Source organism: Roseateles paludis (genome assembly GCF_039872745.1).
Lineage (GTDB): Bacteria > Pseudomonadota > Gammaproteobacteria > Burkholderiales > Burkholderiaceae_C > Pelomonas > Pelomonas paludis.
Map to the genome: position 1 here is coordinate 53769 of NZ_JBDPZD010000007.1, position 22049 is coordinate 75817.

18 protein-coding genes are annotated in these 22049 nt (G+C 70.0%); 11 read left to right on the forward strand and 7 right to left on the reverse strand.

All coding sequences use genetic code 11. The annotated features are described in order from the left end of the window. Nucleotides 1-11: 11 nt before the first annotated feature. Genes ABDJ85_RS18440 through ABDJ85_RS18450 form a run of 3 tightly spaced genes read right to left on the reverse strand, consistent with a single transcriptional unit; the run spans nucleotide 12 to nucleotide 3172 of the window. Nucleotides 12-707 (reverse strand): ABC transporter ATP-binding protein, encoded by a 696-nt coding sequence (locus ABDJ85_RS18440; RefSeq protein WP_347706271.1) that lies wholly within the window; start codon nucleotides 705-707, stop codon nucleotides 12-14. Next, nucleotides 700-1929 carry an ABC transporter permease gene (locus tag ABDJ85_RS18445; protein WP_347706272.1) on the reverse strand — a complete coding sequence of 410 codons (1230 nt, stop codon included), beginning with the start codon at nucleotides 1927-1929 and terminating at the stop codon, nucleotides 700-702. The genes ABDJ85_RS18440 and ABDJ85_RS18445 overlap by 8 nt, the downstream gene beginning before the upstream one ends. 10 nt (nucleotides 1930-1939) lie before the next feature. Next, entirely contained in the window at nucleotides 1940-3172 is a 1233-nt protein-coding gene (locus ABDJ85_RS18450) for an efflux RND transporter periplasmic adaptor subunit (RefSeq protein WP_347706273.1), read from the reverse strand. Between the two features lie 174 nt (nucleotides 3173-3346). On the opposite strand from ABDJ85_RS18450, the gene ABDJ85_RS18455 reads away from it, so the two are divergent. The 3 genes from ABDJ85_RS18455 to ABDJ85_RS18465 are packed head-to-tail and all read left to right on the forward strand — an operon-like array spanning nucleotide 3347 to nucleotide 7603. Next, nucleotides 3347-4537, forward strand: a complete 1191-nt coding sequence (locus ABDJ85_RS18455; RefSeq protein WP_347706274.1) for an EAL and HDOD domain-containing protein — start codon at nucleotides 3347-3349, stop codon at nucleotides 4535-4537. 49 nt (nucleotides 4538-4586) lie between these two features. Then, a complete protein-coding gene (locus ABDJ85_RS18460) occupies nucleotides 4587-7028 on the forward strand; it encodes a PAS domain-containing sensor histidine kinase (RefSeq protein ID WP_347706275.1) in 2442 nt (813 codons plus the stop codon). Continuing rightward, nucleotides 7025-7603: a response regulator gene (locus ABDJ85_RS18465; RefSeq protein WP_347706276.1), complete on the forward strand. Its 579-nt coding sequence runs from the start codon at nucleotides 7025-7027 to the stop codon at nucleotides 7601-7603. Before ABDJ85_RS18460 ends, ABDJ85_RS18465 begins: the two co-directional genes overlap by 4 nt. Before the next feature lie 8 nt (nucleotides 7604-7611). Here the strand turns inward: ABDJ85_RS18465 and ABDJ85_RS18470 are convergent, their stop codons facing one another. Then, on the reverse strand, nucleotides 7612-8940 hold the full coding sequence (locus ABDJ85_RS18470; protein ID WP_347706277.1) for a sensor histidine kinase: 1329 nt from the start codon (nucleotides 8938-8940) through the stop codon (nucleotides 7612-7614). Nucleotides 8941-9044: 104 nt separating this feature from the next. On the opposite strand from ABDJ85_RS18470, the gene ABDJ85_RS18475 reads away from it, so the two are divergent. From ABDJ85_RS18475 to ABDJ85_RS18505, 7 genes are all read left to right on the forward strand, one after another. Beyond that, nucleotides 9045-9425 carry an Hpt domain-containing protein gene (locus ABDJ85_RS18475; protein ID WP_347706278.1) on the forward strand — a complete coding sequence of 127 codons (381 nt, stop codon included), beginning with the start codon at nucleotides 9045-9047 and terminating at the stop codon, nucleotides 9423-9425. Between the two features lie 13 nt (nucleotides 9426-9438). Further along, the gene (locus tag ABDJ85_RS18480) at nucleotides 9439-11640 is read left to right on the forward strand and encodes a GGDEF/EAL domain-containing response regulator (RefSeq protein ID WP_347706279.1); all 2202 of its coding nucleotides are present in this window, start codon (nucleotides 9439-9441) and stop codon (nucleotides 11638-11640) included. A gap of 17 nt (nucleotides 11641-11657) precedes the next feature. Beyond that, complete coding sequence (locus ABDJ85_RS18485; protein WP_347706280.1) at nucleotides 11658-13568, forward strand: GGDEF domain-containing protein; 1911 nt, start codon at nucleotides 11658-11660, stop codon at nucleotides 13566-13568. Nucleotides 13569-13676: 108 nt separating this feature from the next. Further along, nucleotides 13677-14342, forward strand: a complete 666-nt coding sequence (locus tag ABDJ85_RS18490; protein WP_347706281.1) for a hypothetical protein — start codon at nucleotides 13677-13679, stop codon at nucleotides 14340-14342. A gap of 108 nt (nucleotides 14343-14450) precedes the next feature. Beyond that, nucleotides 14451-16487, forward strand: a complete 2037-nt coding sequence (locus ABDJ85_RS18495) for a S9 family peptidase (protein WP_347706282.1) — start codon at nucleotides 14451-14453, stop codon at nucleotides 16485-16487. After that, nucleotides 16484-17272, forward strand: coding sequence for a serine aminopeptidase domain-containing protein (locus ABDJ85_RS18500; RefSeq protein WP_347706283.1), 789 nt, complete (start codon nucleotides 16484-16486; stop codon nucleotides 17270-17272). The genes ABDJ85_RS18495 and ABDJ85_RS18500 overlap by 4 nt, the downstream gene beginning before the upstream one ends. Before the next feature lie 44 nt (nucleotides 17273-17316). Further along, nucleotides 17317-17886 carry an NnrU family protein gene (locus ABDJ85_RS18505; protein ID WP_347706284.1) on the forward strand — a complete coding sequence of 190 codons (570 nt, stop codon included), beginning with the start codon at nucleotides 17317-17319 and terminating at the stop codon, nucleotides 17884-17886. Here the strand turns inward: ABDJ85_RS18505 and ABDJ85_RS18510 are convergent. The 3 genes from ABDJ85_RS18510 to ABDJ85_RS18520 are packed head-to-tail and all read right to left on the reverse strand — an operon-like array spanning nucleotide 17870 to nucleotide 19542. Continuing rightward, nucleotides 17870-18403 carry an RNA polymerase sigma factor gene (locus ABDJ85_RS18510; protein ID WP_347706285.1) on the reverse strand — a complete coding sequence of 178 codons (534 nt, stop codon included), beginning with the start codon at nucleotides 18401-18403 and terminating at the stop codon, nucleotides 17870-17872. The genes ABDJ85_RS18505 and ABDJ85_RS18510 overlap by 17 nt on opposite strands. A 24-nt stretch (nucleotides 18404-18427) precedes the next feature. Beyond that, complete coding sequence (locus tag ABDJ85_RS18515; RefSeq protein WP_347706286.1) at nucleotides 18428-19156, reverse strand: cytochrome c biogenesis CcdA family protein; 729 nt, start codon at nucleotides 19154-19156, stop codon at nucleotides 18428-18430. Further along, nucleotides 19156-19542: a thioredoxin family protein gene (locus ABDJ85_RS18520; protein ID WP_347706287.1), complete on the reverse strand. Its 387-nt coding sequence runs from the start codon at nucleotides 19540-19542 to the stop codon at nucleotides 19156-19158. Before ABDJ85_RS18520 ends, ABDJ85_RS18515 begins: the two co-directional genes overlap by 1 nt. A gap of 199 nt (nucleotides 19543-19741) precedes the next feature. On the opposite strand from ABDJ85_RS18520, the gene ABDJ85_RS18525 reads away from it, so the two are divergent. Further along, complete coding sequence (locus tag ABDJ85_RS18525; protein WP_347706288.1) at nucleotides 19742-22021, forward strand: C1 family peptidase; 2280 nt, start codon at nucleotides 19742-19744, stop codon at nucleotides 22019-22021. Nucleotides 22022-22049: the final 28 nt, after the last annotated feature.

Below are 22049 nucleotides of genomic sequence, written 5' to 3' on the forward strand. Positions count from 1 at the left end.
AGGTCAGGCGGTCAGCGCACGCGGCCGTCCACCACCTCGATGGTGCGGTCACAGCGCGCGGCCAGCGCGGCGTTGTGCGTCACAAAGAGCACGCTGGTGCCGTGCTCGCGGTTCACCTGGCGCAGCAGCGCAAACACGTCCTCGGCGCTCTTGGTGTCGAGGTTGCCCGTCGGCTCGTCGGCCAGCAGCAAGGCCGGCTGCATGGCCAGCGAGCGCGCCACCGCCACGCGCTGCTGCTGCCCGCCGCTGAGCTGGTCAGCCCGCCGCTCGGCCAGGTGCGCCAGGCCCACACTGGCCAGCAGCTGCTCGGCCCGCTCGCGCATGCCGGGCCGGGGCCGGCCGGCGGCCGCCACCAGCGGCATCATCACGTTCTCGGCCGCCGTGAAGCAGCCGATCAGGTGGTGGTACTGGAACACGAAGCCAATCGCGTGGCCACGCAGCGCGGTCAGGTGGGCGTCGTCCAGCTCGGTCGTCTCCTGCCCCGTCACGGCCAGGCGGCCCTGCGTCGGGCGGTCCAGCAGGCCGATCAGGTTGAGCAGGGTGCTCTTGCCCGAGCCCGACGGCCCCACCACGGCGGCAAACTCGCCGCGCGCCAGCTGCAGGTCAATGCCGTGCAGCACCTCGTTCTCGATGGGCGTACCGACGTTGAAAGCCTTGGTCACGCCCGCCAGGCGCACCACCTCGGGTGAACTGACCGCCTCAACCACGGATGGCCACCACCGGGTCCAGCCGCGCGGCGCGCAGCGCAGGGGCAAAGGCCGCCAGCAGGCCGCTGAGGCTGGCCAGCAGCAAGGCGGTGGCGTAGAGGCTGGGCTGTGCCTCCAGCACGAAGAGCGGCGTGCCATCGGGGTTGCGCTCCAGCTGCTGCCACAGCCACAGGCCCGCCGCGCCGGCCGCGCTGCCAGCCACCGAGCCCGCCAGGCCCAGCAGCCCGCCCTGAAGCAGGAAGAGCCGCAAGATCTGCCCCCGGCGCACGCCCATGGCCCGCAGGATGCCGATCTCGCGCGACTTCTGAACCACCGACACCACCAGCACGCTGGCAATGCCAAAGGCCACCGACAGCCCGACAAAGAGCCGAATGGCGGTGTTGGCCGTGCTCTGCGCGCTGATGGCGGCAAAGAACTGGGCGCTGGTCTTGATCCAGCTGTCGGCCTGCACGCCGGTGGCGGCGGTGATGCGCTGGGCCATGCGCTCGGCGGCGTAAACGTCGTCCAGGGTCACGTCCAGGCTGGTCACGCCGCCGGGCAGGCCCAGCAGGCTTTGCGCGGTGTGCAGCGCCAGGTAGGTGGTGCGCTGGTTGGCGCCCTTGTTGCCGAGGTCAAAGATGCCCAGCACGTTCAGCACCACGGCACCGCCGGCGGCGGTGCTGAGCCGCAGCTTGTCGCCCAGGTCCAGGCCCAGGTCGCTGGCCAGGTCGATGCCGATCAGGATGTCGGCCGAGCCGACGTCGCCCCGGCCGCGCACCAGCTTGCCCGGCACGTCGACGATGCGGTAGTAGTCCGGCGGGTCCATGCCCAGGATGGACACCGCCCTGCTGGCACTGCCGCGCAGGGCCAGCGCCGAGCCCGACACCAGGGGCGCCACCACGCGCACGCCGGGCATCGCGCGGATCTGCCCGGCCACGGCCTGCCATTGGTCAATCGACTTGAGCCGCTGCAGTGGCGGCTGCACGGTGGCGGCCTCCAGCTCGGGGCCACCGCCGCGCAGCGGGCGCGTCACCTCCACCGGAGGCAGCAGCTGGATGTGGGCCTGCGCCGTCAGCACCCGGCGGATGAAGTTGGCCTGCATGCCGCTCAAGAGCGCCGACATGAACACGATCACGCCCACCCCGATGGCGATGCCGCCGATGATGAAGAGCGTCTGCAAACGCCCGTCGCGCAGGAAGCGCACCGCGACGATCACTTCAAAGGGCAGCCAGCTGTTGCGCATGGTGGCTGCTTCAGCGCGCTGGCGTGGCCCGGGCGCGCACGCGCTGGCCGTCATGCACGGCATCAGCCCCCGTCACCAGCGTATCGCCGGCCTGCAGGCCGTCCAGCACCTCGGCCACGCCGGCAGCCTTGAGGCCCAGGTGCACCGTCTGCTGCCTGGCGCGCCCGTCCTGCAGCTTGAGCACCCAGGGCGCCGGCCCGTCGGGCTCGTGCACGGCATCCAGGCCGATCACCAGCGCCTGCGGCCGCCGGGCGATCTCGATGTCCACCGAGACCGTCATGTCCTGCGCCAGGTTGGGCGGGGGCTGCGGCACGTCCAGCTTGACCTGGACCGAACCCGTCTGCGCGTTGACCCCCGGGTTGATGTAAGCCAGCGTGGCAGCAAAGCGCTGGCCGGGAAAAGCGTCGGCCGAGGCCAGGGCCGACTGGCCCAATGCCAGCCGGCGCAAATGCCGCTCGTCCAGGTCCACGACCAGCTGCGTCTGCCCTTCGGGCGAGAGCACCAGCAGGGTCTTGCCCGGCTGCACCACGTCGCCGACCTCGACGTTGCGGTCGATCAGGGTGCCCGCGCGCGGCGCCGTGATGCGGGTGTAGCGCAGCCGCGCGCGCGCCACATCCAGGCCCGCTTCGGCCTGGGCCAGGTTGGCCTCGGCCAAGGCGTAGTCGCTGCCGCTGGGCTGGCCGGACTCCCACTGCTTGCGGGCACTCTCGCGCGCCGCTGCGGCCAGCTCCAGCGCCTTGCGTGCTTCGTCCAGTGCGGCCGAGCCGATGAAGCCCTGGCGGAACAGGTCCTCACTGCGCGCTGCAGCGGCGCGGGCGGTATCCAGTGTGGCGCGGGCCTGGCGCAGCGCCTGCTCAGCCACGGGCGCCTGCACCTCGCGCAACTGGCGCAGCCGCACCTGGGCCTGGGTCACGGCCAAGGCGGCCTGCTTTTCCAGCGCCCGGGCCTCGGCCGATTGCAATTCGATCAGCAACTGCCCGGCCGTCACGGCCTGGCCCTGACGCACCGGCACGGCCACCACGGCCCCGGTGATCTGCGCGGCGATGTCGGCCCGGTGCGGCGCCTGCACACGGCCGCTGGCCACCACGGTCTGCACCAGGTCCCGGCGCTGCACCGCCTGCGTCGCCACCTCCACCCCCCGCCAGGCGCGCCAGCCCCAGGCAGCCCCGGCCAGCACGGCCAGCGCTGCCACAGCCAACAAAAGTTTGCGTCTGGAGCCGGTCGGCGAGGTCTCTGTGCTCATGTTCGCCAGTCTGGCGCCAGAGCGCGGCACCGCGCTTGACGCAACGCAAGCGCCCCTAAAGCGCCCCTCAAAGCGTGCCGGCTGTCACAACCACCCCGCCCCGGGAATCCGATCGCCCAAACAGACGTGGCAGACTGCTTGCTTATTCCGCCTCCCGCGAGCACTGCGAGCACCATGTCCGACAACGTCCCTGCAGCCCTGGGTCAAGCGATCCTGGGCTCCGTCGCGCTGGGTTACGCCCCGGTCATCGACCGCCAGCGCAACATCCTCGCGACCCGGCTCACCCTCGCTCCGCTGCGCGCCGAGGCGGGCCTTGACCATGCCGCCACGCTGCCCGCGCTGAGCGCCGTCTGGCCCAAGGGCGGCGAGCTGCTCAGCCCCAAGAGCGAGGCCCTGCTGGCCGAGTTGCTGACCCACCCGCCGGCCGAGCCGGTGCAGATCGAAGTGCCCGCCTTCGTGGCGGCCGACGAAGCCCGCGCCGAAGCCCTGCTCGCCCTCAAGGCCGCTGGCCACACCCTGGTGCTGGCCGGCCTGCCCAATGCCCCACTCGCGCCCGCCGTGGCCAGCGCGTTCAAACACGTCACGCTGGACCCGAGCCAGGCCGCCGCCGCGCCGGCCGGCGTGCAGGTCATGCACACCGGCGTGCAAGGCATGGACGCCATCGAAGCCAGCTTCAAGGCCGGCGCGGTGGCCGTCATCGGTTGGCCCATGGACGGCGCCTACAACGCCGCGCCCGCCAGCGGCAAGACCGAGATCGCCGCCGACCTGCAAGTCATCGTCGAGCTGATGTCGCGCGTGGACCAGGGCGACGACATCGAGCGCCTGGAGCAAACGCTCAAGCGCGACCCCAGCCTCGCCTTCAAGCTGCTGCGCTACCTCAACTCGGCCGCCTTTGGCCTGCCGGTGGAGGTGACCAGCTTCCGCCACGCCATCATGTTGCTCGGCTATGCGCGGCTCAAGCGCTGGCTGGCCCTGCTGCTGACGACCGCCAGCAAGGACCACAACATGCGCCCGATCATGTTCGGCGCGCTGCGGCGCGGCCTGCTGCTGGAAGAGCTGGCCCAGAGCTTCGAGGAGCGCGAGATGCGCGACGAGATGTTCATCTGCGGCCTGTTCTCGCTGCTGGACCACATGCTCAAGCAGCCCTTCGAGAAGCTGCTGCAGTCCATCCCCATGCCCGAGCGCGTGCGCCAGGCCCTGGTGGACGAGACCGGCCCCTATCAGCCCTATCTGGAGCTGGTGCATGCCATCGAGGCCGGCAGCCTGTTCGACATCCGGAGCAGCTGCGACAGCCTGATGCTGGCCGCCGGCGAGCTCAACGCTGCCATCCTGCGGGCGCTGTACAAAGCCAGCCAGATCGAGTGAGCCGGCGTGGCCGCGCGCACTCCCTCCCCCGCCCCCTGATCTGACGGCCATGCAGGCACACCTGCTTGAACTGATCTCGGACCCGGTGCTCACGCTCCGGTCCGATTTGTCGTTGCTGCGCGTCAACCCGGCCGCGCGCGACTGGCTGGGCCACGACCCTGGCGAAGGCTGGGTGCGCCTGCGCCAGGCCGCCGGCAGCGTCCTCGAAGACTGGCTGCGCGCCTGCACCCACGCGCTGGAAGTGGGCCGTGCCGCACCGCCCGCACCGGCCCTGGCCCTGGGCGGTGGCCGCCATGTGCTGCCCACCTTGCTGCGCGACCGCCCGCTGTGGCATCTGCACTTCCGGCCCGACATCGGCTCCGAGCGCCATGCCCGCGCTCAGGCCGCCGACGCCCAGGCCGAGCTGGCCGCCTGGTTCGACCTCTGCGCCGACCCCCTGCTGCTGGCCGACGACGGCGGCCTCATCCTGCGCAGCAATGCCGCCTTCCAGGCCCTGTGCCTGGGCCAGCCGGGCAGCATGCACGAGACCTCGCCCGCCATGCAGAAGCTGCTGGGCTGGACAGCGGCCGGCTTTGGCGGCGAGACCCTGACCGAAGGCCCCGTGGTGGACCCGCAAGGCCGCACCCGCTGGCTGCGCGTGCGCCTGCGCCGCCTCAGCGCCGGCGCGCGTGGCCGCTGGCTCGGCGTGCTGGAGGACCACACCGCCGAACACGAACGCGACCTGGCCCAGCAGCAGCTCGACGCGCTGATGGACACCGCCGAAGCGGGCCTGGCCACCTTCCACCCCGACGCCGGCTGGCTGCGCCCACCGCGCCGCAATGGCAATGGCCGCCCGGCGCGGGGCCTGCAGGGCTCGCTGCAAGGCATCAGCCGCGACATGGTGGACCCGGCCTCGCTGGCCGAGTTCGAGCGCCTGCAACGCGCCCTCAAGAAGGGCGAGCCCGTCGAGGCCCGCTACCAGGTCAGCCACCCCGAGCTGGGCCGCCGCTGGCTGCTCACGCGCGTGGCGCCCGGCCAGCTCTCGGGCGGCCGGCGCAGCACCTCGGTCGTCACGCTCGACGTCACCGCCCAGGCGCAAGCCGAGTCCGCGCTGCAGACGCGCGCCGCCAACGAGCGCGCCATCCTCGACTCGGTGCTGGTCGGCATCGTCAGCGTCGGGCCGCAGGGCATCGAGTGGATGAACGGCTCGGCCCGGCGCATGTTTGCCTGCGAGTTGGAAGACGTGGCCGGCCAGCCCATGGGCGTGCTGGCGCCGGACGACCGGCTGCACCCCTTCCACCGCAAGGACCTGGCCGACGAAGAAGGCCAGGCCGAGATGTTCGAGTGCCAGCTGCAGGGCCGCGATGGGCGCGGCTTCTGGGTCATTGGCAACGTGGTGCAGACCGAGGGCGAAGACGGTCTGCCGCGCCTGACCTATGCGCTGCTCGACATCGACCGCCGCCGCCAGGCCGAGGCCCAGAGCCGCCAGGCCCAGGCCACGCTCACCCGCATCATCGAAGCCGCACCGCTGGCCATCAGCCTCTACGACGCCGACACCCTGGCCATCGAGAAGCTCAACCAGGCCGCGCTCGACCTCGCCGGCCGCCCCGAGCACGAGCTGCTCGGCAGCCAGCCCGAAGACCTGTTCGGCACCGAGCAGGGCTCGCTGATCCGCTCCGACCTGCAGGCCGCCCTGGGCTCGCACGCCGTGACCCAGCGCGAATACCGCCTCGGCGACGGCGACCACCGCCGCGTCTGGGACGCCCGATTCCTGCACCTGGAAGGCAGCGACGGCACGCCCGAGCAGCTGCTGCTGGTGGCCAGCGACGTGACCGAGCACCGCGCCGCCGAAGAGGCACGCCTGCAAGCCGCCATCGCCCAGCGCGAGCTGCTGGTGCGCGAGGTGCACCACCGCATCAAGAACAACCTGCAGGGCGTGGCCGGCCTGCTGCAGCAGATCGCGGCGCGCCGCCCCGAGGTGGCCGACGTGCTGCGCGAGGCCGTGGGCCAGGTGCAGGCCATCGCCCAGGTCTATGGCCTGCAGGTGGGCGCCGCCGGGCCGCTGATGCTGCGCCGCGTCTGGGAGGCCATCATCGGCTCGGTGCAGCGCATGCGCGGCCGGCCCATCCAGCATTCGGTCGAAGGCAATGCCGACCTCTGGACCCTGCCCGAGGCCGAATCCATCCCGATCGCGCTGAGCCTGAACGAACTGCTCGGCAACGCGCTGCGCCACAGCCCCACCGGCGACGTCGTGGGCCGTCTGATCTGCCATGACGACCACGTCGAGGTCGAGATCATCAACCCCGCGCGCCTGCCCGAAGGCTTCAAGCTGCAAAGCGTGCCGAGCGGCGTTTCGGGCCTTGGCCTGGTGCGCGCGCTGCTGCCCCGGCGTAGCGCGATCCTGAGCATCGAACAGGCCGGCGACAACGTGCTCTGCCGCCTCGATCTGCACCCCCCATGTGTGGGGAAGGCCCTGGGCGACAATGCCTCCATACACGGAGGAGTGCGGTGAGCAAAGGCAAGATCCTGGTCGTGGACGATGACCGGCTGGTATTGGCCACGCTGAGCTATGGCCTGACCCAGGCGGGTTTCGAAGTCATCGACGCCGACAACGGCGACGACGCGATCCTGCTCGCCCGCGAGCAGCGGCCCCAGCTCGCCCTGCTCGACATCCGCATGGAAGGCCTGTCGGGCTTCGACGTCGCCGCTTACCTGCGCGACTACCTCAACACCCCCTTCATGTTCCTCTCGGCCTTTGCCGACGAGGAGACCCTGGCCAAGGTCAAGGAGCTGGGCGCGATCGCCTACCTCGTCAAGCCGCTCGACCTGCCGCAGATCGTGCCGGCCGTGGAGGCCGCGTTCTCACGTGTTGGCAGGGAGCCGCCGCCGCCGCCGCGCACCCCGGCCGCCGAGCTCGACGCCATCGCGCTGGCCGTGGGCGTGCTGATGCATCGCTACTCGCTGTCCCGACAGGCCGCCCACGAGCGCCTGATCAAGCTGGCGGCCCAGGAAGGCGTGACCCTGCACAGCCAGGCCGCGCGCCTGGTGGACGCTGTGGAGCTGCTCGCCAAGCCTGGCGAGGCCTGACGTGAACTTCAGGCCAGCGTGAAGTAAAAGCGCGCGCCCTCCCCGGGCATGCTCTCGGCCCAGATCTCGCCGCCATGCCGGCGCACGATGCGCCGCGTCAAGGCCAGGCCCACTCCGGTGCCCTGAAAGTCGCTCGCGCTGTGCAGGCGCTGGAAAACACCGAAGAGCCGCTCGGCAAAGCGCATGTCGAAGCCGGCGCCGTTGTCCGACACGACGAACACGCGCCGACCGCCCACCTCGCCACTGCGGAAGCCGATCTCGGCCTCCTCGACCTTGGCGCTGTACTTCCAGGCATTGCCCAGCAGGTTCTCCAGCGCCATGCGCAGCAGCGTCGGGTCGCCCTGCACGACCAGGCCGGGCTCGATGTCCACCTTGAGCACGCGCGAGGGCGCATTGCGGTGCAGCTCTTCAATGATGAACCCTGCCAGCTGCGACAGATTGACCGGCTGGTCCGACAGCGGCCGCGTCGAGAGCTGGCTGAGCGAGAGCAGCGCGTCGATCATGCCGTTCATGCGCGCCGCCGCGCCCTGGATGCGGTCCAGGTGGTCGTTGCCGATGCGGTCGAGCAAGCGGCCATAGTCCTCTTTGAGGATGCGCGCAAAGCCCTCGACCACGCGCACCGGCGCCCGCAGGTCGTGCGACACCGAGTAGCTGAAGGACTCGTACTCGGCGGCCAGGCTGCCGTCCACCTCGCCCCTGGGCGCCGCCTGCTCGGCATCCGCGCGCGCGGCGGTGCCGACATAGCCGGCCGGCCGGCCTTGCGCATCCAGAAGCGGCAGGCCGCGCAGGGTCCAGCGCTCGCCGCCGTCCAGCACGTCCAGCTCGCTGAAGGGCTGGCCCGACGCCATCCGCTCGCGCAGCAGCGCATCGCCCTCGGGGCAGCGGAAGCGCTCCCACAGCGCCTGCGTGGTGGGCCCGGCGCCCACCCAGCTGGACGCCACGGCGCCCTGCGGCGCCTGCCAGCGCACCAGGTGGTGCTGGGCGTCGGTGGCCCACTGCCAGGCGGGCTGCAGCTGCGACTGCATGTGCGCCAGCTGGCGCGCCTCGCGCAGCGGCTCACCCAATTTTTGGCGCGTGAAGCGCACGCCCACGTGCCAGCCCAGCGCCATCCCGGCCAGCACCATCAGTGAGCTGAGGAAAGAAGTCAGAACCAGGGCCGCGTGCGTGAAGCCGACGTCGTGGCCCCACCACTGCATAAGAGCCAGCACGAGCGCGACGCTGAGACCCAGGCAGAGCAGCAGCACCAGCACCAGCCCCAGCGCCACTGCCCAGACCCTCCACTTCTGCCGCCAGACGCGCGGCCGCGCGAGAACCTTGTCATCGCTGAGGCTGTTCATCGAGCCATTGTAGGAGGGGCTATTCCACGAATTTATGCCCACCTTGTCACGCTCTGCGCACAAGTCTGAGCGCTAAAGTCTGGGCTGCCCTTTGGCCGCCCAAGATGCACACCGCCTCCGCAGCTCCACCCCCACCGGCCGTCCTGGACGCCGAAGCGCTCGGCCGGTTGCGCGAGCTGGACCCGGCCGGCAAGAACCAGTTGCTCGCACGGGTCGTGACGGCCTTCTCAAAATCGCTCGAGCGCTTGTTGCCCGACCTCAGCCAGGCGCGCGGCCAGCAGCCGGCCGACCTGGACGGCATCCGCCGCGTCTGCCACACGCTGAAGTCCTCGTCCGCCAGCCTCGGGGCCCTGGCCCTGTCGCGGCGCTGCGCGGAGCTGGAAGCTGCCGCGCGAGACGGCAAGCTCACGGCCACCGACGCACGCCTGGACGACCTGCTGCAGGACATCGAGCAGGTGCGCGTTGCGCTGAACGCTCTCGTCTGACCGCGCGCGCACCATGAGCTACACCTCTCTCGACGATCTGCGCCGCACGCGACTGCTGCTGGTCGACGACGACGAGGTCAACCTGTTGCTGACGGCTGCCGCGCTGCGCGAGCACGGCTTTGACGTGACCGAGGCCACCAGTGGCGTGCACGCGCTGGAGCAACTGCAGTCCTGTGCCTGCGACATGGTGGTGCTGGACGCGCTGATGCCCGGGCTCGACGGCTTCGAGACCTGTGCACGCCTGCGCGCGATGGCGGGCTACGAGTCCCTGCCCGTGCTGATGCTCACCGGCCTCGACGACGAGGCCTCGATCACACGCGCCTACCAGGTGGGCGCGACCGACTTCTTCGTCAAGTCCATGCAATGGAGTCTGCTCGCCGGCCGCCTGCGCTACCTGATGCGCAGCGCGCGCACACGCCAGGAGCTGGAGCGCAGCAAGGCCAAGCTCGCCCGTGCCCAGGATCTGGCGCGCATGGGCAGCTTCGAATGGCACCGCAAGGTCCCTGGCGGCTTCACCATCTCCGCCGAAGGCCTGCGCGTGTTTGGCCGCGGCCCGCAGGAGCGGCTCGACTTCATCGGCGTGATGCGCATGGTGCCGGCCGAGGACCGCCACATCTTCCTGCGCCTGTTGCACGACGTGCTCAGCCACCACTCGGTGCTCGTGACCGACCTGCCGCTGACCCTGCTCGACGGCCGCCAGCGCGTGGTGCACATCGAGGCCGAGCCTGAGTTCACCGACCAGGGCGGCGTGGCTGGCTACACCGGCATCCTGCAGGACGTGACCGACCGCCGCCAGGCCGAAGACCGCATCCGCCAGCTGGCCCATTTCGACTCGCTCACCGGCCTGCCCAACCGCCGCCAGCTGATCTGGCGCGTCGAGCGCGCCATCGAACAGGCGCGCCGCGCCGGCCACCAGGTCGGCCTGCTGCTGATCGACCTGGACCGCTTCAAGATCATCAACGACACCCTCGGCCACACGGCCGGCGACGAGCTGCTGATCGAGGTCGGTCACCGCCTGCGCAGCTGCGTGCGCCACTCCGACCAGATCATGGAAGGCGTGCTCGAAGGCCTCGGTGGCCGCTCGCACCGCGCGCTGGAGGCCGTGGGCCGCCTGGGTGGCGACGAGTTCGTGGCCCTGCTGCCCGAGATCACCGGCGAGGCGGACGCTGAACGCGTGGCCCAGCGCGTGCTGGAGTCGCTGCGCGAGCCCATCTTCGTGGCTGGCCAGGAGTGCTTCGTCACCGCCAGCGTCGGCATCGCCATGTTCCCGCGCGACGGCCAGTCCATGGCCGACCTGCTGCGCAACTCCGACGTCGCCATGTACGCCGTCAAGAGCCAGGGCCGCAACGCCAGCGCCGTCTACTCGCCGCAGCTGGCGGGCCAGGGCAAGCAGAAGCTGGAGCTGGAAACCGCACTGCACAAGGCGCTGGAGCGCAACGAGATCGTGCTGCACTACCAGCCCAAGATCGACGTGCGTAGCGGCGCCATGATCGGGGCCGAGGCCCTGATGCGCTGGCACCGCGGCGCCAACCTGATCCCGCCGGCCGACTTCATCCCCCTGGCCGAGGAAACCGGCCTGATCGTGCCGCTCTCCGAGTGGGCGCTCAAGGAAGCCGCGCGCCAGGCCAAGATCTGGTCGCTGCAGTTCGGCTTTGCCGACGCGATCGCCGTCAACCTGCCCAGCCGCATGTTCGAGCGCAGCGACCTCGTCGAGCACATCCACCAGTGCGTCAGCGCCTATGGCGTGCCGCACCGCTCCATCCAGCTGGAGATCACGGAGAACAACCTGATGAAGGATCTCCAGAACGTGATCCCCTCCCTGCACCGCCTGAACGAAGTCGGCGTCGAGATCTCGATTGACGACTTCGGCACCGGCTACTCGTCGCTGGCCTACCTGACCACCCTGCCCATCGGCGAGGTCAAGATCGACCGCACCTTCGTGCGCGACCTCGGCATCACGCCGCAAAGCTCGGCCGTGGTCACCGCCATCATTGCCCTGGCGCGCGCGCTGGGCCTGCGCGTGGTGGCCGAGGGCGTCGAGACCATCCGCCAGATGGAAGTGCTGCACCGCCTCGGCTGCTCGCTGATGCAGGGCTATCTGTTCAGCCGCCCGCTGCCCGCCGAGGAGCTGGAGCGCTGGCTGACCGACGTGGTCATGGCACGCAGCGCCGCCTGGATGCAGCAGGGCCCTTCGGTCGAACAATTCTCCATTTGAAGAGGGGCTGAAGCCCGGTGAACAAACCTGCTGCCCTGCCCGCCCAACTGGCCAAGGCTGCGCTGCAGCGCATCGCCCAGGCCCGGCTCGAGCCCACCCCCGAAAACTACGCCCGCGCCTACGCCATCGAGGCCGGCACCGACCCCGCGCCCGTGGGTGGCAACACCGCGCCACCCGAGCGCCTGATCGCCCTGCTGGGCCGCCTGGTCAACCTGGGCGTGCCGCCCGGCAGCGCCCGGCAGGACCTGCAAAACCTCATCCGCGAGCAGCGCTGGGAAGACGCGGTGCGCCAGGTCGAGCGCCTGCACGAGTCTGCCGGCCCCGGTGCCCAGGCCGAAGCCCTGGCCCAGATGCTGGAGCGCCTGGTGCGCGGCCTGGAGCGCGGCGGCCGCCAGTGGACCCTGGGCCGCAAGAAGGACGGCGTCGCCCGCGTGCTGGAGCTGACCCGCAACGACAGCAGCAAGATCGTCAAGCGCATGGGCCAGCTGATTGCCAGCTGGGACAAAGACTCTGAAGGCAGCGAGGTCGAGTCGGCTGACACCACCGACAACCCCAGCCAGTTCCTCGCTGACATCGGCACCGACACCGGCGCCGGCACGGACTTCGCCACGCTCAGCCGCGTGGGCACGCGGGAGGCCCCGCGCGGCGACCCGATGCGCGACTTCCTCGGCACCAGCAGCGCAAGCAGCAGCAACAGCAGCAGCGCCGCCACCAACCCCGCCTGGCCCGATGTCAGCCAGGAGCTGGGCGACACCGTGCGCCACGCGCTGCGCAAACCCAGCGCCCAGGCCGGCGAGGCCAGTGATGCCGACGGCCTGATCCGCGCGCTGGATGCCGCGCAGGACGAGTTGCGCCGCGACGGCGCCAGCCCCGAGCGCGCCAGCCAGATGGCTGCGCTGTGCCAGCGTGCCCGCCACCTGCTGGATCACCGCCGCCATTTGTTCAACGAACTCGGCGGCCTGTGCCGCGAGCTCAGCCGCAGCCTGGTCGATCTGGCCGAAGACGACTCCTGGGCGCGCGGCCAGTCCGCCGCGATCGACAACACGCTCTCGCACGGCTTGTCAGGCCGAGGGGTGCGCGTCGTGACCGAACTGCTGGCCGCCACGCGCGAGCGCCAGCGCGGCCTGCGCGAGGAGCGGGCCCGGGCCCACGAGTCGCTCAAGGCCCTGATCCAGCGCATGCTGACCGAGCTGGGCGAGCTGGGCCAGCACACCGACCGCTTCTCCACCCACGTGGGCCGCTATGCCGACGCCATCGAGCGCGCCGACTCGCTGGAGAGCCTGGCGGGCACCGTGCGCGAGATGGTCGAAGAGAGCCGCAGCGTGCAAAGCTTGGTCTCGCAGACGCAAAGCCGCCTGACCCTGGAGCACGACAAGGCCATGGCCCTGAGCCAGCGCGTCGAACAGTTGGAGGGCGAGCTGCGCCGCCTGGCCGAGGAAGTCCACACCGACCAGCTGACCCAGATCGCCAACCGCCGTGGCCTGATCCAGGCTTTCGGCATCGAGCAGGCCAAGGCCGAGCGTGAGCAGCAACTGATCGCGCTCGCCCTGCTCGACATCGACAACTTCAAGAAGCTCAACGACACGCTCGGCCACCATGCCGGCGACATCGCGCTCAAGTCCCTGGCCGAGCGCGCGCAAGCCTCGCTGCGCCCCGGCGACATGGTGGCGCGCTACGGCGGCGAAGAGTTTGTGCTGATGCTGCCCAATACCCCGCTCGACGAAGCCGTGCAGGTGCTGACGCGCTTGCAGCGCTCGCTGTCCAAGAGCCTGTTCGAGCATGAAGGCAAGGAGGTCTTCGTGACCTTCTCGGCCGGCGCCACGCTCTACCGCGCCGGCGAGACGCTTGAGTCCGCGCTGGACCGCGCCGACGTGGCCCTCTACGAGGCCAAGCACACGGGCAAGAACCGCACCTGCATCGCCGACTGAGCGCACGGCGCGCGGCGCTTGATGGGGATGGATGCGCGGCCCAGGCTGCGCACAATAGGCGGCCTGACCGGGGCCCTCGCGCCGGCAGCGCACCCGGAGCCTTTGCCCATGTCCCACCGCCCTGCCCTGAATGGCGCCGCCCTGTCGGCCGCAGCTGCCCTGACCCTTTCGGCCTGCATCGTGGCGCCCGTGACGGCGCCGCCCCCGGTTACCGCACCTCCGGCCCCGGCACCCGCGCCGGCGCCGTCGCTCACCATCGTCGCCGCGGGCTCGGCCGCGCAGCCGCCCTCGCTCACAGCCGTGACCCAAGGCCAGGTCGTTACGCTCAACACCGTACAGCCGCTGCACCCGGCTGCCAGCCCGCGCTTCAACGGCCTGAACCTCACCGCAGCCGGCAACACCCCGGCCGACACGCTGCTGGGCTGGAACCGCGCCACCGGCCAGGTCGTGGCCACGCCTGCACCAGCCGCCCCCACACCGGCGGCCACGCTGACCACGCGCACGGTCCAGTCCGCCAACCAGTTGCAGGTGCTGGACACCGACCAACTGCTCGTCGTGCTGATCGATGGCAGCTTGAGTCTCCCCGCGCTCAACGCCGCTGGCGATGGCGCTCGGGAGGGCCGTGTATTGGTCATCAAGTCGCTGACCAGCCAGCTACGGATCTCTGGCGTCGAAGGCTCGGGCAACATCATCCTGGCTCGCGGCCAAAGCCTGACCTTCGCGGCGGCCACGCGCCTGAACCCGCCCCGTTGGCTGGTGATCGGCAAGACATGATGCACATGGGGGCTCTGGGCCATTCACAGCCTGCCCCGTGTCTTTTGGCCAGCCCAGCCGGACCGGCCTTTAATGATCGGTTTTCTACCTTCTCGTCGAGGTTGTTCCATGAACCTGCTCCGCACCCTCCCCGCCGCCCTTGCGCTGGCAGCCCTCGTCACTGCGCCGGCCGTGCTGGCCCAGGCCAAGGTCGACATGGGCGACACGCCCCTGATCGCCCGCAGCGCGCTGTTTGGCAACCCGGTCAAATCGGGCGCGCAGCTCAGCCCCGACGGCAAGTGGCTGAGCTGGCTGGCGCCCCTCAATGGCGTGATGAACGTCTGGGCCGCGCCGGTGGACCAGCCCACGCAGGCCAAGCCCCTGACCGACTCCAAGGACCGGCCCATCCCCGGTTACGGCTGGTCGGGCAATGGCGAGCAGGTGGTGTTCGTCCAGGACAAGGGTGGTGACGAGAACTTCCGGCTCTACGGCGTCAACGTCAACACCGGCGCGCGGCAGGACTACACGCCCTTCGACAAGGTGCGCGTGAGCACCATCGGTGGCTCGACCAAGCGGCTCGACGAGATGCTGGTCGGCATCAACAACCGCGACCCGCGCTGGCACGACGTCTACCTGCTCAACCTCAAGACGGGCGAGCTCAAGCTCGTCATGCAGGCCGACGGCTATGCGGGTTTTGTGAGCGACAACGACCTGCAAGTGCGCATGGCCGCACGGCCCAACGCGGCGGGCGGCATGGACTACTTCACCGTCACCGACGGCAAGGTGGCCGACAAGCCCGTCGTCTCCACCGGGCTGGAAGACGTCTCGACCTCGCCGCTGGGCTTCACGTCCGATGGCAAGACCCTGTACTGGACCGACTCGCGCGAGCGCGACACCACGGCCGTGTTTGCTGAAGACGTGGCCACCGGCAAGCGCAGCCTGATCGGGGCTGACCCGCGCGCCGACCTCGGCGGCACGCTGCGCCACCCGGTCACGGGCGTGGTGCAGGCCTATGCGGTCGATTACCTGGTCAACGAGTGGAAGTTCCTCGATGCCAGCCTCAAGGCCGACTTCGAGTGGCTGCAAAAGCAGCTGGGCAAGGGCGAGGTCATCGTCGGCAGCCGCACCCGCGCGGACGACAAATGGATCGTCTCCATCGACCGGGTCTCCCAGGTCGCGGCCACCTACCTCTTCGACCGCAAGGCCAAGACGCTGACCGAGCTTTACGTCGCGCGCCCCGCCCTGGTCGGCGCCCCGCTGGTGCCGATGATGCCGGTCGAGATCAAGTCGCGCGACGGCCTGACCCTGCCCAGCTACCTGACCCTGCCCAAGGGCGCCGACAAGGACGGCGACGGCAAGGCCGACAAGCCCGTGCCCATGGTGCTCTTCGTCCACGGCGGCCCCTGGGCGCGTGACGGCTATGGCTACAACAGCTACCACCAGTGGCTGGCCAACCGCGGCTACGCGGTGCTGGCCGTCAACTACCGGGCCTCCACCGGCTTTGGCAAGAAGTTCCTCAACGCTGGCAACAAGCAGTGGGGCCTGACCATGCACGACGACCTGCTCGACGCCGTGGCCTGGGCCGTCAAGCAAGGCGTCACCACGGCCGACAAGGTCGCCATCATGGGCGGCAGCTACGGTGGCTATGCGGCGCTGGCGGGCGTGGCCTTCACGCCCACCACCTTTGCCTGCGCGGTGGACATCGTCGGCCCGTCCAACCTGGAAACCCTGCTCGCCACCATCCCGCCCTACTGGGAGGCCGGCCGCAAGCAGATCTACAGCCGCATGGGCGACCCGACCACCGACGAAGGCAAGGCCATCCTGCGCGCCGCCTCGCCGCTCTACAAGGCCGACCAGATCGTGCGGCCGCTGCTGATCGGCCAGGGCGCCAACGACCCCCGCGTCAAGCAGGCCGAGAGCGACCAGATCGTCACCGCCATGCAGGCCAAGAAGATCCCGGTCACCTACGTGCTCTACCCCGACGAAGGCCATGGCTTTGCCAAGCCCAACAACCGCATTGGCTTCAACGCGGTTGCCGAATCCTTCCTCGGCCAATGCCTGGGTGGCCGCGTGGAGCCGCTGGCTGACACGGTCAAGCAGTCCAGCGCGCAGATCAAGCACGGCGCGGAGTTCGTGCCGGGCCTGGCGGACGCGGCCAAGCCGTGACCCTGAAGCGGGCGCTCATTGCCTTGGCGGCACTGGCCGCCGGGGCCACGGCGCCCGCACAGACCCTCGAGTCCGTCAGCCTGCTGCCCAGCCACGGCGGGGCACAGCTGCCTGTGCTCTTCGGGCACGACGCCAGCGTGCCACCGCGTGTGGCGGCGGTGCTCTTCAACGGCGGCCAGGGTGTGGTGGGATTGCAAAAGCGCATCCCCACGCCCGGCGCCAACTTCCTGGTGCGCACGCGCAGCGAGTTCAACCGGCTCGGCGTCGCCACCGCCGTCATCGATGTGCCGACCGACCAGGCCGGCATGAACGACCCTTACCGCATGAGCGAGCGCCACGCCGAAGACGTTCGCCGCGTCGTGGCCGCGCTGCGCGAGCAGCACCCGGCCTTGCCGGTCTACCTGATCGGCACCAGCCGCGGCACCGTGTCCGCCGCGTATGCCGGCGCCGCACTCGGGGCGGCGGTGGACGGCGTGGTGCTCACCTCCAGCGTCATCGCCGCCAACCGCGCCAACCCCGGGCTCGTCGGCTTTGACTGGCGGCGCATCACCGCGCGTCTGCTCTTTGTGCACCACCGGGACGACGCCTGCAACGTCACGCCTTACGCCGAGCTGCGCCGTGTGACGCCAGGGCAGCAGCTGATCAGTGTGCACGGTGGCGAGCCCGCGCGGTCAGAACCCTGCGAGGCCTTCAGTGCGCACGGCTATCTGGGTGTCGAGGGCCCGGTCGTGGCTGCCATCGTGCAATGGATGCTGGGCCAGCCCATCCCGGCCGAGCTGCCTTGACGGCGCGCCAATAATCGCGCCACAACATTCGCTGGAGCTCTTGCATGATCGCCCTTTGCGTCGGACTCGCCCTGTTCCTGGGTATCCACCTCAGCCACGCGCTGGCGCCGCAGTGGCGCGCCGCGCAGATCGCCAAGCGTGGTGCCAATGGCTGGAAGCTGGCCTACACGGCCGTGTCCCTGGTGGGCTTCGGCCTCATCGTCTGGGGCTTCAGCATCGCGCGGCTGAACACCGTCGAGCTCTGGCCGCGCATCCCGGGCATGAACCACCTGGCCGCACTGCTGACCCTGGTGGCCTTCATCCTGGTGGCGGCCTTTCATGTGCCGCGCAATCACATCCGGGCCAAGCTGAAGCACCCGATGACGCTGGGCGTCAAGACCTGGGCCTTTGCGCACCTGGTCGCCAACAACACCCTGGCCGACCTAGTGCTCTTCGGCAGCTTCCTGCTCTGGTCCATCATCGTCTTCCGCGCCGCGCGCCGCCGCAACGAACCCGCCCCGCCCGCCGGCACGGCCTTGGGCACGGCGCTCACCGTCGTGGCCGGCACCGCCGCCTGGGCGGTGATGGCCTTCTGGCTGCACGGCCTGTGGCTGGGCTTCAGGCCGCTGGGCTGAGCAGGTACTCGCGCACCAGTTCGCGCGCGCGGTGCAGGCGGCTCTTGATGGCCGCCACCGATTCCCCCAAGCGCGCCGCGATCTCGGCGATGGTCAGCTCCTCGAAGTCGCGCAGCAGCACCACCTCCAGGTAGTGCGCCGGCAGCGACTCCAGCGCCCGCGCCAGGTCAATGCGCAGCGCCGCATCACCGCGCTGCGCCAGATGCGCCTCCATGGCCGCGTCCTCGTCGTCGATGGCCTCATGCCGCGTCAGCAGGCGTTCCAGGCGCCGGCACTCGCGCCGGATCACCACAAACAGCCAGGACGAAAACGCCACGGCCGCCTTCAGGCCCTTGATCTTGCGCGACACGATCAACAGCGACTCCTGGACCGCGTCGTCCACATCACTGGCGTGGCAGTGGCGCCGCGCATAACGCCGCGCGTCGGCCGCGCACACCGCCAGCAGGCGGCTCAGGGCAGCGGGGTCACCGGTCTGGGCGTGTAGCACCAGGTTAGCGTGGGGCAGACTGGTCGTCATAGGCTGATTTCATTGTCGTGTCGGTCAGTACCGTGTGCTTAGTTGGTTGAGCCACGCAGGCAAGAGTGCCGTGAGCCAGGTCTCAATGTGCTTGTCCAGGCCGCTCAGGATCAGCAAGGCCACCAGCAGCAGCGCGGCCCCCATCAGACGCTTGCCCTGCTTGCCCAGTTGCAGCAGTCGGCCTCGTGCAGGCCCGATCGCCGCACGCGACACGGTGGCCAACAACACCACCGGCAATGCCGCGCCCACGCCAAACAGGCCCATCAAGGCGGCCACCTGGGCCAACTGCTGCCCCTGCGCCGCCAAGACCACTGCGGCACCCAGGGTCGGCCCGACGCAAGGGCTCCAGACCAGGCCCAGCAACAGCCCCACCACAAACTGGCCTCGCAGGCCTGTGAGGCTGAGCCGCTGCAGCCATTGCTGGCCGGCATTCCCAACGCCGGCCAGACCCGCCGCAAAGCGCTGCTGCAGGGGCTCCACAAGCAGCACGGCGCCCAGCACTGCCAACAAGCCGGCGCTCACGCCGCGCAGCAGCCCGGGCGACAGGCCCAGTAGCGAGCCCGCAGACGCCAGCACCGTGCCCACCACGCCGTAGGACAACGCCAGGCCTGCGGCCAGCGCCCAGGGTGCGCGCGGGTGCGCAGCAACTGCCGAACCGATCAAGATGGGCAGCAGCGGCAGCACACAGGGCGACAGCGTGGACAGCAGCCCCGCTGCCGCACCCAGCCCATAGGTGGCCAGGCTGAAGTCCATCAGTTCAAGACCTTCTTGAACAAGGATTCGATGCCAGCGGGGCTGGCATCGCCCACTGAGCGCCCCACCTCCTTGCTGCCCTTGAAGGCAATCAAGGTGCTCTGCATGGTGGCCTTGAACTGCGGCAGCGCGGCCTTGTCGGCGTCGAAGTCAATGACCAGCACGGTCACATCCTTGTAGGCCGGCTGCTGGCTCAGCTGGCCAACGACGGGCTTTTGGGCCTTGCAGGTTGGGCACCAACCGGCCGCGACACCGACCAGCACCGGTTGCCCGGCTCGCTGCATTTGATCGAACTCGATCTGGCTGAAAGGCTTGATCTCGCCCGCCAGGGCCAGTTGGGCCGCCAGACCGAGGACGAGTCCGGTAAGAGTGAGGCGCAAAGACATGAAATCTCCTTGAATTACGTGGTGGACAGGGTGAGGGCAGCCAGGTGCTGAGCGCGCCCTCCTTTGCTAAGAGAGGGCATGCCTGGATTTGGGTTCGCGCTGCCACTGCTTTTTTTGATGGCTCGCGCTTCGTGGGGGTCGGCTGGGCTTGTCCGGCAACGCTTGAGGGCCGAACATCGCGCCCGATCTAGGAGAAGCCATGCCCCGCACTGCCCCCAAGGCTAAGAACGCCAAGAAGGCCAAAGTCGCCGCTGCACCGCTGCCCGCCAGCATCGACCCGAACGACGAAGGCATCCCCGACGCCTTCGACAAGCCGCTGCCACGCGCGCTGGATGCGCGGCCTGACCGCTTTGACTTCCGGGACCTGGCCTATGCGCCGCCGCTGCGCTCGCTGCCGCCCAGGCTGCCGAGCAATGAGGACATGGCGCGCTTCCTGCCGTCGTATGTGGAGGCCGGCCTCATCCTCAACCAGGGGCAGGAAGGCGCCTGCACCGGCTTTGGCCTGGCCTGCGTGGCCAACTACCTGCTGTGGCGCCAGCACCTGGCGCTGGACGGCAAGAGCCAGCTGGCCTCGGTCAGCCCGCGCATGTTCTACAACCTCGCCCGGCACTACGACGAATGGCCGGGGCAGGACTACGACGGCTCCTCGTGCCGCGGCGCCCTCAAGGGCTGGCACAAGCACGGCGTGTGCACCGCCAAGAACTGGCCCTATGAGCTGGACGCCAAGGGCAAGCCCCGCGCCGTGCGCCCCAAGCCCGGCTGGGCTGAGGACGCCACGCGCCGGCCGCTGGGCGTGTACTACCGCATCAACAAGCAGTCGGTGGTGGACATGCAGGCCGCCATCAACGAGATCGGCGCCATCTACGTCTCGTCCACCGTGCACGATGGCTGGGACACCCTCACCGTCAAGAAGCCCCGCCCGGCCCCGCGCTCCCATGCCGACCTGAGCTCGCTGGTGATCCCGCCGGTGCAGGACCCCACCCAAAACGGCGGCCACGCCTTTGCCCTGGTGGGCTACAACGAGCTCGGCTTCATCGTGCAGAACTCCTGGGGCCCCGTGTGGGGCGCCGGCGGCTTTGGCATCCTGCCCTACGACGACTGGGCCGTGAACGGCACCGACGCCTGGGCCGTGGCCCTCGGGGTGCCGCAAGACCCAGCGAGCCTGCGCCAGGCTGCCAAGGACCGCGCGCTGGCCGACGCCGGCTTCCGTGCCAACCGCCCACTCGGCGCCCTGGCCGGCCGCGCGCGCAACCCGGCCAACCCGGCGGACGACCCGTGGCCGTTTGACCACCCCTTCAACCACACCGCCTACCAGCCCTGGAGCACCCCGGCCGCCTACGCCCACACCCTGGTCTCGGGCAATGACGGCCAGATGATGGTGACCGACTTCACCCGCGACCGCAGCGAGCACAGCGCGCTGGCCGCCGAGATCGTCGTCACCCGGCCGCTGGCTTGGCTCAAGGCGCGCAAGCTCAAGACGCTCAAGCTCGCCCTCTACTGCCACGGCGGCCTGAACAACGAGGCCGCGTCCATCGAGCGCATCCGCGTGATGGGGCCCTGCTTCGAGGCCAATGATGTCTACCCGCTCTTCATCACCTGGAAGACCGGCCCCGGCGAGACGATTGCCGACATGGTGAAGGACGGCCTGCGCCGCCTGAGTGGCGATGGCCCCGCCCAGCGCGGCCTGGGCGAGATCCTGTCCGATGCCAAGGACCGCGCCATCGAGGCCACCGGCCGCGTCATCGGGCGTGGAATCTGGAGCGAGATGCGCGAGAACGCCGCACGCGGCGAAGAGCCCGGCCACGTGCTGCACGAAGCCGCCACCCAGCTGCGCGCGCTGCGCGATGCCCTGGCCGCCAAGGGGCTCGGCTTCGAGCTGCACCTGGTGGGCCACTCTGCCGGCTCCATCTTGATCGGGCACCTGCTGGACCAGCTCGGCGGCCCCCAGCTGCTCCCCGTGAGCAGCTGCGAGCTCTGGGCAGCGGCCTGCTCGGTCAGCTTTGCCAACGAGCACTACCTCCAGGCCGCCCAGGCTGGCGTGCTGCCGCTGGACCGCCTGCGCTTGGCCGTGCTGTCCGACAGCAACGAGCGCGCCGACGGCCTGCCCTCGCCCAGCGTGGACATCTACGGCAAAAGCCTGCTCTACCTCGTCTCCCGCGCGCTCGACGATGTGCGCAAGCAGCCCTTGCTCGGCATGGAGCGGGCGCTGCTCAAGGGCTATGCCGGCACCGCCACCGACCAATGGGAGCCCAAGACCCTGCCCGAGCTGCAGCGCTGGCAGGCCGCCTTTGGCGCCCTCGACGGCGGGCACCCGCGCGTGCAGGTGGTGAGCAGTCCCAAGGTGTGCACGACGCGCAACAACGACCAGAGCGAGCCGACGCATGGGAGCTTTGACAACCACATCGACCTTGTCGGTGCGCTGATCGGGCGCTTGCGCGGCAGCGCCTTGGTGGCGCCGTTGGAGTGGCTTGATTACTGAGTCGGCCTGGCCTTGGAGTTTGTGAGTG

Bases quoted from the DNA above. Each gene is read 5' to 3' on its own strand.
- ABDJ85_RS18445 (WP_347706272.1), bottom strand. From the start codon at position 1,929: ATGCGCAACAGCTGGCTGCCCTTTGAAGTGATCGTCGCGGTGCGCTTC.
- ABDJ85_RS18495 (WP_347706282.1), top strand. From the start codon at position 14,451: ATGAACCTGCTCCGCACCCTCCCCGCCGCCCTTGCGCTGGCAGCCCTC.
- ABDJ85_RS18480 (WP_347706279.1), top strand. From the start codon at position 9,439: ATGAGCTACACCTCTCTCGACGATCTGCGCCGCACGCGACTGCTGCTG.
- ABDJ85_RS18520 (WP_347706287.1), bottom strand. From the start codon at position 19,542: ATGTCTTTGCGCCTCACTCTTACCGGACTCGTCCTCGGTCTGGCGGCC.
- ABDJ85_RS18515 (WP_347706286.1), bottom strand. From the start codon at position 19,156: ATGGACTTCAGCCTGGCCACCTATGGGCTGGGTGCGGCAGCGGGGCTG.
- ABDJ85_RS18470 (WP_347706277.1), bottom strand. From the start codon at position 8,940: ATGAACAGCCTCAGCGATGACAAGGTTCTCGCGCGGCCGCGCGTCTGG.
- ABDJ85_RS18525 (WP_347706288.1), top strand. From the start codon at position 19,742: ATGCCCCGCACTGCCCCCAAGGCTAAGAACGCCAAGAAGGCCAAAGTC.
- ABDJ85_RS18455 (WP_347706274.1), top strand. From the start codon at position 3,347: ATGTCCGACAACGTCCCTGCAGCCCTGGGTCAAGCGATCCTGGGCTCC.
- ABDJ85_RS18450 (WP_347706273.1), bottom strand. From the start codon at position 3,172: ATGAGCACAGAGACCTCGCCGACCGGCTCCAGACGCAAACTTTTGTTG.
- ABDJ85_RS18460 (WP_347706275.1), top strand. From the start codon at position 4,587: ATGCAGGCACACCTGCTTGAACTGATCTCGGACCCGGTGCTCACGCTC.
- ABDJ85_RS18510 (WP_347706285.1), bottom strand. From the start codon at position 18,403: ATGACGACCAGTCTGCCCCACGCTAACCTGGTGCTACACGCCCAGACC.
- ABDJ85_RS18490 (WP_347706281.1), top strand. From the start codon at position 13,677: ATGTCCCACCGCCCTGCCCTGAATGGCGCCGCCCTGTCGGCCGCAGCT.
- ABDJ85_RS18505 (WP_347706284.1), top strand. From the start codon at position 17,317: ATGATCGCCCTTTGCGTCGGACTCGCCCTGTTCCTGGGTATCCACCTC.
- ABDJ85_RS18475 (WP_347706278.1), top strand. From the start codon at position 9,045: ATGCACACCGCCTCCGCAGCTCCACCCCCACCGGCCGTCCTGGACGCC.